General features: G+C 33.8%; 7 protein-coding genes. 1 reads left to right on the top strand and 6 read right to left on the bottom strand.

Features of this window, described 5'->3' with window-relative positions; all coding sequences use genetic code 11:
• Positions 1–75 precede the first annotated feature (75 nt).
• From FOT98_RS28780 to FOT98_RS28765, 4 genes are all read right to left on the bottom strand, one after another.
• Positions 76–1152 carry a glycosyltransferase WbsX family protein gene (locus FOT98_RS28780; protein ID WP_063260215.1) on the bottom strand — a complete coding sequence of 359 codons (1077 nt, stop codon included), beginning with the start codon at positions 1150–1152 and terminating at the stop codon, positions 76–78.
• Positions 1153–1358: 206 nt separating this feature from the next.
• Positions 1359–2231: a class I SAM-dependent methyltransferase gene (locus tag FOT98_RS28775; RefSeq protein ID WP_063260214.1), complete on the bottom strand. Its 873-nt coding sequence runs from the start codon at positions 2229–2231 to the stop codon at positions 1359–1361.
• 34 nt (positions 2232–2265) lie between these two features.
• Positions 2266–2982: a class I SAM-dependent methyltransferase gene (locus tag FOT98_RS28770; protein ID WP_063260213.1), complete on the bottom strand. Its 717-nt coding sequence runs from the start codon at positions 2980–2982 to the stop codon at positions 2266–2268.
• Positions 2983–3287: 305 nt separating this feature from the next.
• Positions 3288–4082, bottom strand: a complete 795-nt coding sequence (locus FOT98_RS28765; RefSeq protein ID WP_063260212.1) for a sulfotransferase family 2 domain-containing protein — start codon at positions 4080–4082, stop codon at positions 3288–3290.
• A gap of 270 nt (positions 4083–4352) precedes the next feature.
• Between FOT98_RS28765 and FOT98_RS28760 the strand changes: the two genes are divergently transcribed.
• Positions 4353–5297: an NAD-dependent epimerase/dehydratase family protein gene (locus FOT98_RS28760; RefSeq protein ID WP_063260211.1), complete on the top strand. Its 945-nt coding sequence runs from the start codon at positions 4353–4355 to the stop codon at positions 5295–5297.
• A gap of 40 nt (positions 5298–5337) precedes the next feature.
• On the opposite strand, the gene FOT98_RS28755 is transcribed toward FOT98_RS28760, so the two are convergent.
• Both FOT98_RS28755 and FOT98_RS28750 read right to left on the bottom strand, forming a co-directional pair.
• A complete protein-coding gene (locus FOT98_RS28755) occupies positions 5338–6114 on the bottom strand; it encodes a class I SAM-dependent methyltransferase (protein WP_063260210.1) in 777 nt (258 codons plus the stop codon).
• Positions 6115–6179: 65 nt separating this feature from the next.
• Complete coding sequence (locus FOT98_RS28750) at positions 6180–8111, bottom strand: glycosyltransferase (RefSeq protein WP_063260209.1); 1932 nt, start codon at positions 8109–8111, stop codon at positions 6180–6182.
• Between the last annotated feature and the right edge of the window lie 470 nt (positions 8112–8581).

Below are 8581 nucleotides of genomic sequence, written 5' to 3'. Positions count from 1 at the left end.
AGCTCTCTAGCGCCGATGGTAGTTGGGACCTTGTCCCTGTGAGAGTAGGACGTCGCCAAGCAACTGTAAGACGAGTCAGTATGACTCGTCTTTTTTGTATGCTTTCATACCTCTGTTAATGGCCTGTTTAACTCCTTCTAAATAGGCGAATCCATACCTTTTATCTGGTTCTAAGTAAGTACCTTCGGCCCATTCATTCCACGCATTAATAAATAAAAACTCGCTGTTGTAAAGAGAATAGGTACGCTGGATTTGTTTGCTTAAATATATCGTGAACTTCCTAGGTGTAGAACCTAGGAAGATGCTGCTATTTAAGTCTTTGCGGCGTGCTGTGTTGTCCCAGTCAACAAAGGCACCGGGAAATGTTTTTTTCTCTGTAGGAGATCGTTTTAGTATATACATCCACACTTTATCATAATCCCAAGCATTTATTTGTTTATCAGACTCATATATTGTCTTATTTATGTCTGAAGAGCTATCATGAGCAATTGTATAAAAAGGCTCAAATTGAATGCTAGCATCAAACCCATTTATATTAGGAAGTGGAAAGCTGTTTAATGTTTCTGCAAAGTATATACCTTTCAAACCATGTTCTTGTGCGAGTGTATTCCAATAATGAAGCATTTGCTCACAATCAGGGATATGTCCAGGCCGATAAATAATGAATAGTGGTTTATCATCTATACGGATATACCTCTCATCTTGAAAAGCTTGTAATAAATACTCAAAGTGTTCTTTCCAATCCGATAACTCTCCGTAATTTTGTGGCATTAATATGTGACTATCAAGACCATCCCAAGTTTTTGTCCACGGTTCATTTGCCCAAGAAAGGCAAAATGGAAAGTCTGGTTCCTTCATCTTAAGTACCTCATTAAAGGGTGTCTCCAATAGCCTCTTTCCTTTAAACCAGTAATGGTAATAACAAAAACCATATATGCCATGTGCTTTGGCGATTTCTGCTTGCCATTTTCTTACGGATGGGGTGGTTAAGTCATAATAAAAATCTTGATAAGGTTCTCTAGGTTGGTAATGTCCTGAAAATAAAGGTCGTGCACTTTTAGTATTTGTCCATTCAGTAAATCCTTTCCCCCACCATCGGTCATTTTCTTTTATTTGATGAAACTGTGGTAAGTAAAAAGCGATTATTTTCAAGGTATATCCCCCTTATGTTCTTCGTAGTTCAAGTGGTGGGAAGTTACTTTTGATTTTTTGGATCTAGTTTAAAGCGCGAGATATGTTATTTACTTACTGTTTTTGTATGCTCCATAATGAATTCATTTTTACAGTTTGCTCGATATAGCTGAGATAAAAAATGATTTTCATTATGAAATTACGCGCATTACCATGAATGAAAAGGGTTAATCTTTTTGGAGAACAAATAGGGCTTGGGGTAATCGGTTTACATCATCAAAAAAGTCCCGTAGCTTTAAATACTTCTCATAGTGATTTTTAATATAAGTTCTAGGTATAACAGTTTCTCCATAAAAGCTACTATCTCTAACATCTCCTGCCCCTGTAGGACTGTGGACAAAATTTCCACGTTCATAATCCGAAATGGCACGATTTATATCTGGAAAAGCTTGAGATAAAGTTTTATGCCACCCGGTTTGAATTAATTCAGGGTGTTCCCTAAATTGTTGACAGAAATCGAGAAAATAGCGTGCTTGTGTTGTTGCGATGAAGATGCCACCTGGACGAAGAATTCTTGAAAACTCTTTTATCCAATGTTCTGCAGTTTCTTCGGATAAATGTGAGAATACAGAATAAGCGAATATGATGTCTAATGAATTGTCATTAATAAATTCTACAGGGGGTTGTGGGGGAGCTATTTTATATCTGCCCCTTCCTAACGTTTCGTTACAAAGGTTAATCATTATAGGATCTACATCAATACCAAGTAAATTTTTATGGCGAACATCTTTGAAAAAGAATCGTATGATTCTTCCCCATCCGCAACCAAAGTCTAAAATTCTCCGTTCTTTATTCAAGGGAACCCCTAAATTTTGGGCGTATGTTTTTACATGGCTATAAAACAAATATGCTTCATAAAGAGCATGTTCATAGGAAGCACCTACAAACTGTTGTTGAATTTCTTCAGGGGGGAACGTAGGTACTGGGATGCCATTTATCTTTGTTTGGGAGCAACTTTGTATAAATAGATTTAGAAGTTCAATATCAGATAGTGGGCTAACAAGGTTATCAAAATCACTTCCTAACTTAAAGTTATTCATTTGTTAAACCTCCGAATGATGTAGTGATTAACAGCTACTTACATGTTTTTTTACTAATAAAAACATGCAAAAATTCAGCATCTAACCCCAGTGATCTATCCTTTTGTAAATACACAATGGTATACATATTTGCATGTGTATAAATATATTCAATCATATCTTGACCCCAATCAAATGTTACTAAAGACCCGTTCGCATCAATAGGATTACCATGATAAATTGGCTCTTCCATATACTCAATTCCTTCTTTATTAATTCTTGCTCTTTGCAAAGTCTTTGTGAGTGTATGATACCAAGGGACAGTAAACACATGAGTACCACCAGGCTTTAATACACGCTCTATTTCTTTAAAGGCTTTGTTCGGCTCCATTACATGTTCAAAGACATCTTGAGTAATGAACAAATCAAAAGATTCATTTTGGAAAGTCATATCTTCTAAGTTTTCACATCTAATTCCTTGAAAGTATTGGCCAAGAGGGTGATTTTTAAAGTATTGAGAGTATGTATAGTTTTTACAGTTTTTTATAAGTAGCTGAGTCGTAATCCCTCCAGGAGAGGATTCGTGTATATGATAGGAACCCCATTTTGGAAAAAATGTATTTAAAACATGGATTAAAGCTCGCTGCCTTGGTATAGAGTGGCATGTAGAACATAAGTAATGATCTCGAAGCCAATCATTCTGCTCTATAAACGTAGTTTCCTTCTCACAAATAACGCAGTATCCATGATTGTGTTTCAGTTTACCTTCCACATGATATCACTCCTGTGTAAAACCAAGTGTATTTATCCCACTATTTTCAGGGAATTAAGATTTCCATCTCAAGATCCGGCTGAAGTAAAGAAGTGAGGTGGGAGATGAATTGCCCTCATTTTATGGATAGTATGACATACACGTCAACAATCAGCGAAATGAAAGAAAGTGGGTGGAAATTAGGGAATCCATAAAAGTGAGATTGGTAGAATGGAATAATTAGCGGGAGAGAACCCCACGCTAATTAAAGTTTCACTTTATGCTATGCGATATATTCGCTTTTATTCATTGAAGAATGTATTGATTTACAATATCCCTTTTGTGTACGGATACATTTCAAAGTCTTGTGCATATATTTCTGTAACTAGTGCCATTGTTTCTTCATCATAAAAACTTTCATATGTTGGAAAGCGAGGGAAGGTAGCATCCGTAATGCTGAACTCTGCATAGCTGCCTGTATAATGCATTTTATGAGCGCGATGATGATCTGAATTTGTAAGTAGCGCTAAATTGGATTTAACTAAATCGTACGTATGTTCCATCTTGGTGATTTGTGTATTAAAATCTTCTAAAGGAATATAGTATTGGATGAATTTTTCTTCACCTGGAACGTATTGCTGACTAAAATGTATGTCCATCGCTAGGGAATTGGAACCGAATGCTCGAACGTAATATAAAAATTGTTTAAATGATATTCCTCGTTTACTATATTTGTCATTATATAAATATTGGCGGATACTTTCCCATTGTGGGCTAGCATATGGATTGTCAGCAAGTAATAAAAATGAGCTGACAGCCCTTGTATAGGGATTCCTCACAAGTTTACAAACATCTTTTTTTGCTGTTAGAAGCCCATTTTGTAAATCTGGTATGTAGTTGGTGTTGTTTTTATACACCCAGAATTCATAGTAATGAATAAAGTCATGGTATTTCTTTGCTTCATTAAACAATCCAATTTGAAAAAAGAACCAATTAGCTAAAGTGGTACATCCGCTTCTATGGCTCCAAAATAGTATAAGGGGAAAGTCTTTATGGAAATGTGGAATTCGATCTTTATGTAGGATTACATGATTTAAAAGCTCTTGATTTACATTCTTCATAAATGTAGTGCTCCTTTTTGAAAGTTTTATTTATGGAGAGGTGAAGTTTTTACTAATCCAATATATTCATAGGAATGAGTAAATAGTATGAGTGTTTTTTGTGGTCATCTGAAATAAGATAGCGATTCTAAAATGAAAATATAAAATAAAGATAATGAAAATGTATAAGCGGCATACAATTATAAGAGAAGGAATAATAGAAGTGACCAAGTTCATTTATTTGTATTTCTAGGTGTGATAAGTAAAAATCTTATTACTAGAGAGGGTATTATGAGGAAGAATAATTATTTAATAGTAGGTGGAAATAGTTTCATTGGTATTAACCTCGCATTAGGTTTATTGAAACAAGGTCAAAATGTAAAAGTATTTTCCAGACATATAAATAATTTTCCTCAAGATATTATAAGTGAGGTTGAATTTATTAAAGGTGATTTAGCAAATGTTGAAGATATATATAAAGCTTTAGTGAATGTGGATGTAATTATTTATTTAGCTGCAACGTCTAATGTAGCGACTTCAATTGAAGATGTTTTCGGAGATATGAACAGTAGCTTTTTTTTTCTTAATTTCATGGAAAGTGTTAAAAACTTTCCTATTAAAAGAATTGTATTAGCATCTTCTGGGGGTACCGTGTATGGTGAACCTGAATATTTACCTATTGATGAGAAACATCCATTAAAGCCACTTTCTCCTTACGGAATAACAAAGGTGTCGCTTGAAAATTACTTGTATTTTTATAAGAAAAAATACGGAATTGATTATGTTGTATGTAGATATTCTAATCCATATGGAAAATATCAAAATCCTTTAAAGAAAGTTGGGGCAATAAATTGTTTTTTATATCAGCATCTCAGCAATGAGAAGATTAATATATATGGTAATCCACAAGAAATTATTCGAGATTATATTTATATCGATGATTTAGTTGAAATTACTATACAACTATCGCAATTAAATCGCTTGAAATCTTGTGTATATAACATAGGAAGCGGTAAAGGTCTCTCTTTAAAACGAATTATAGTAGAATTGGAGAAATTAACGGAAAGAAAAGTGGATTTTATCTGTTATAAACAAAAACAAGAAAATGTTCAAAAAATCATTTTAAATATAGATAGGGTAAGACAAGAATGTAATTGGGAACCGAAAATAGATTTCAAAAGTGGGATTAGATTAAATAAACTATGGATTGAAGAGTTCTTATATAGTAAAAAATAATAAACCATGCCCTACTTCTGTATAAGTAGAGCGTGGTTTATTATTTTATTTCTTTTTTTATTACCCAAAGGTCTTGATGTTCCCACCAAAAACCTTCAGTGTATTTTTTGATAATAGGGTTATAAGGTAATAATTTAATTTTGTCACATACGTAAGATGGGCTAACAATTGTTTGGCCGTATTGATGAACATCTAAATCGAGCTGTTCACTAGAGGGGAGAAACCAATAACCCTGTTTATTTAAATCGGGAAAACCGAAGTACTTTTTACTTTGATATCCATGAGTTGTGAAAATGAATAAGCCGCCAGGTGAAACAGCATTATACAATGTTTGAAGCCAACGAGACCAAGTTGTATCAGGCATATGAGAAAAAAAGGATAGGCAAAAAACGATATCATACGTAGACGAGGTCAAATTTACTTGTTCAGGTTCAGGGTGAGATAAGATAGAAGGAGTATTTAATGTACGTTCAATAAAAGTAATAGCCTCTTCATGTATATCGCAGGTAGTTATACGTAAGTTTGTTTGTAGATTTAATAAATGACGTGTTACGCAGCCGTATCCGGATGCGAATTCTAATACCTTTATTGGAGTGTCTATAGGAGGATAAAAGGAAGTAATTAAATCTAAGAGCGTTTCTGCGGATTTTCTTCCATCTTGAAAATAATAATCTATTGCTTCTTTTTTAGATGGGAAGACTGGATTCGTGACAAGGAATTGAAAGATGTGATCCTCTGGATGGATACTTGCATTTACATTGTAGTTGTGTGCAATTTGAGAAATCAAATCTTTATTTGCCTCTATAAATTCTTTCAAAGAGGACCCCCCTTAAATGATAGTAACGTCTCACAAGAGATACTGATGGCGAAGAGAAGATATCATTAGATCTTCAAATATGCTTTAAGGTACTTTCTATATGTGTACATTTTCTTTTTTGAAATGTCGTCGATAGTAAAAGTTTCTTTAATGAAATTCTGCATTTGTACAACTTCACTGTAATGGGAATATGAATCTTCTGTTTTCGTTACGCTATTTGTATGTCGTCTATGATAGTTTAGAGGCTTTGGATTGAAATAAACATGCCCCTCTTTAAGAATAGAAACATAGAAAAACCAATCACCAGCTACTTTAAACTTTTCTAATTGTTTTTCTGTAGTTTTTATATCTATGTTTTTAAAAACTACACTTGATACATTAGGTATCGTGTTTTTGATAAGTAACGTATCTTGTATTTCATCAGTCCCTTTTCGAAAATAAGAACTTTTCCATTTTTCCTTATCAATATCATTTGTGTAATCTAAATAATGATTGGCCAGGATATTTCCTTGTTCATCTATTTGTTTTGATTGTGTGTAGCTTAAGGTGACATCACTATTTATATGAAACCCTTGTATTACTTCTTCTAAAAAGGTCGGATCACATAAGTCATCGGCCTCTGCAATCCAAATATAATCACCGGTTGCCGCAGAGACGCCTTTTATCCATTGTTTAAATACAGAACCAGAGTTTTTATCATTAATAATTTGCTGAACTTTTAGGTGAGGCTTATTTTCGTTAGAGAGCAGCTTTTCAAATATAGGTACGCTATTGTCAGTAGAGGCATCGTCTAGGAAAATTAGTTCGTAAAGGGGATAGGTTTGGTTTAATATTGATTTAACTCGGTCAGGTAAGTATCTTTCGTAATTATAGTTCGGTACAATGACGCTTATTTTTTTATAATGATGCTCAAGCAGGTTTAATAGTTGATAAATGTAATGAAGAAAGTTGAAATCTTTTTCAATAAGTTCTTGGCCAAAGCTGCCTTTTTGTAATCGTAAATCTTCATCTCCAAGAAATTCATATATTCTTTCCAACATCATCGGTAAGTTTAAATAGTCTACTAATGCGCCAGTTTGTTCCGTAACAACATCTTCAAAACCTCCAGCGTTTTTAAAACCTATAACAGGGACTTTCGTATCTAACGCTTCTAAAACAACGTTTGGAAAAGGATCTTCTCTTGAAGTTAATAAATATAAATCAGCCCCGGCGTTATATAAACCGATATCTGGAGTAGGCTCCACTAATGTAAAATGTGCTGTATATCTTGGGGATAGCGTGTTTAAAAAATGAACATCCGTTCTCCCAACCCATATAAAATGAATATTCCTATGAATCTTTCTTACGGAGTAAGCAATAAGTGAGAATAAATCTATCCCTTTTCGATGATCAGCGAAACCTACTCCCAAAATGATTTTGCTATCTAGAGGTAGGTTGTGTTTTTTTCTTAATACGTTTCTAGCTTTTGCGATATTGTTCTTATAAGGATTATGGTTAAATAAACCTTGAGGGAGAATATGGCACTTCTGATGGTCTAATTGGGTGATTGTACGGAATTTTTCATATACGTATTGTGAAGGGAAGACTATTTTGTAAGCAGACTCGGCAATATTTCTCGCTTTTCCTTCGGCAGAGTACTGTTGTATTAAATGCGGTAATTCATGTATTAATGAAATAACTTTTATATTGTGTTTAGCTAGTAATGCAACTATATCACCACTTATTACGGTACTACATATCGCGATGGTATAGCCTTGTGATATTAACTTCTTTATTAATAATTCAACATTTCCTTCCGTTGGGTAGTCTTTCTCTAGGCAATAAACAGGACCATACTTTTGAAAATCGCGGATTAAAATGCCTGTTCCAATTGAAATAATTGCGACGGAGTAATGAAAGTTTTCTTTAAGAGCTTTAATGGTATGTAAAGAAAGCAGCTGTGCTCCGTGAAAATGGGCATCATGGGATACATAAATGATCTTCTTATTAACATGCATTTCATAACGCCTCCTAAGTTAATTAGATTTTAGTAAATGTGTGGTGTATTTATAATTTCTAGAGAGAAGTGGTAGGAGATAATTGTGAATGCAGCAGGAATGTACTCGAAATAAAAAGTGCTACTTTTAATATATATTTGCTTGGTTTGATATTCATTCTTTAGAAAGGTGTAAGAGGTAAGTAAGAGAGTATAAATTGTTGATTATGAAAGTGACTGCACCAGTTTATAAATCTCTAGGTACGAGGTTATAAATGAAGAAGGTTTAAGCTCCTTTATAATTTATAAAATAAAAAGGATAAAAGGTATTGACGATTAGAGTATAGAGGTGTAATATAGAACAAGTCGCCGATGACATTAACGTCGAAAGCGACAAACAAAATGAAAAACTTAGTTGACATTGAAAGATGAAGATGTTAACATAAGGAAGTCGCAAATGAGCGACCGAGTAGTTCTTTGAAAACTGAACGA

Source organism: Bacillus sp. HY001 (assembly GCF_007558965.1).
Classification (GTDB): Bacteria; Bacillota; Bacilli; order Bacillales; family Bacillaceae_G; genus Bacillus_A; species Bacillus_A mobilis.
This window is presented reverse-complemented; position numbering and strand designations above follow the sequence as displayed.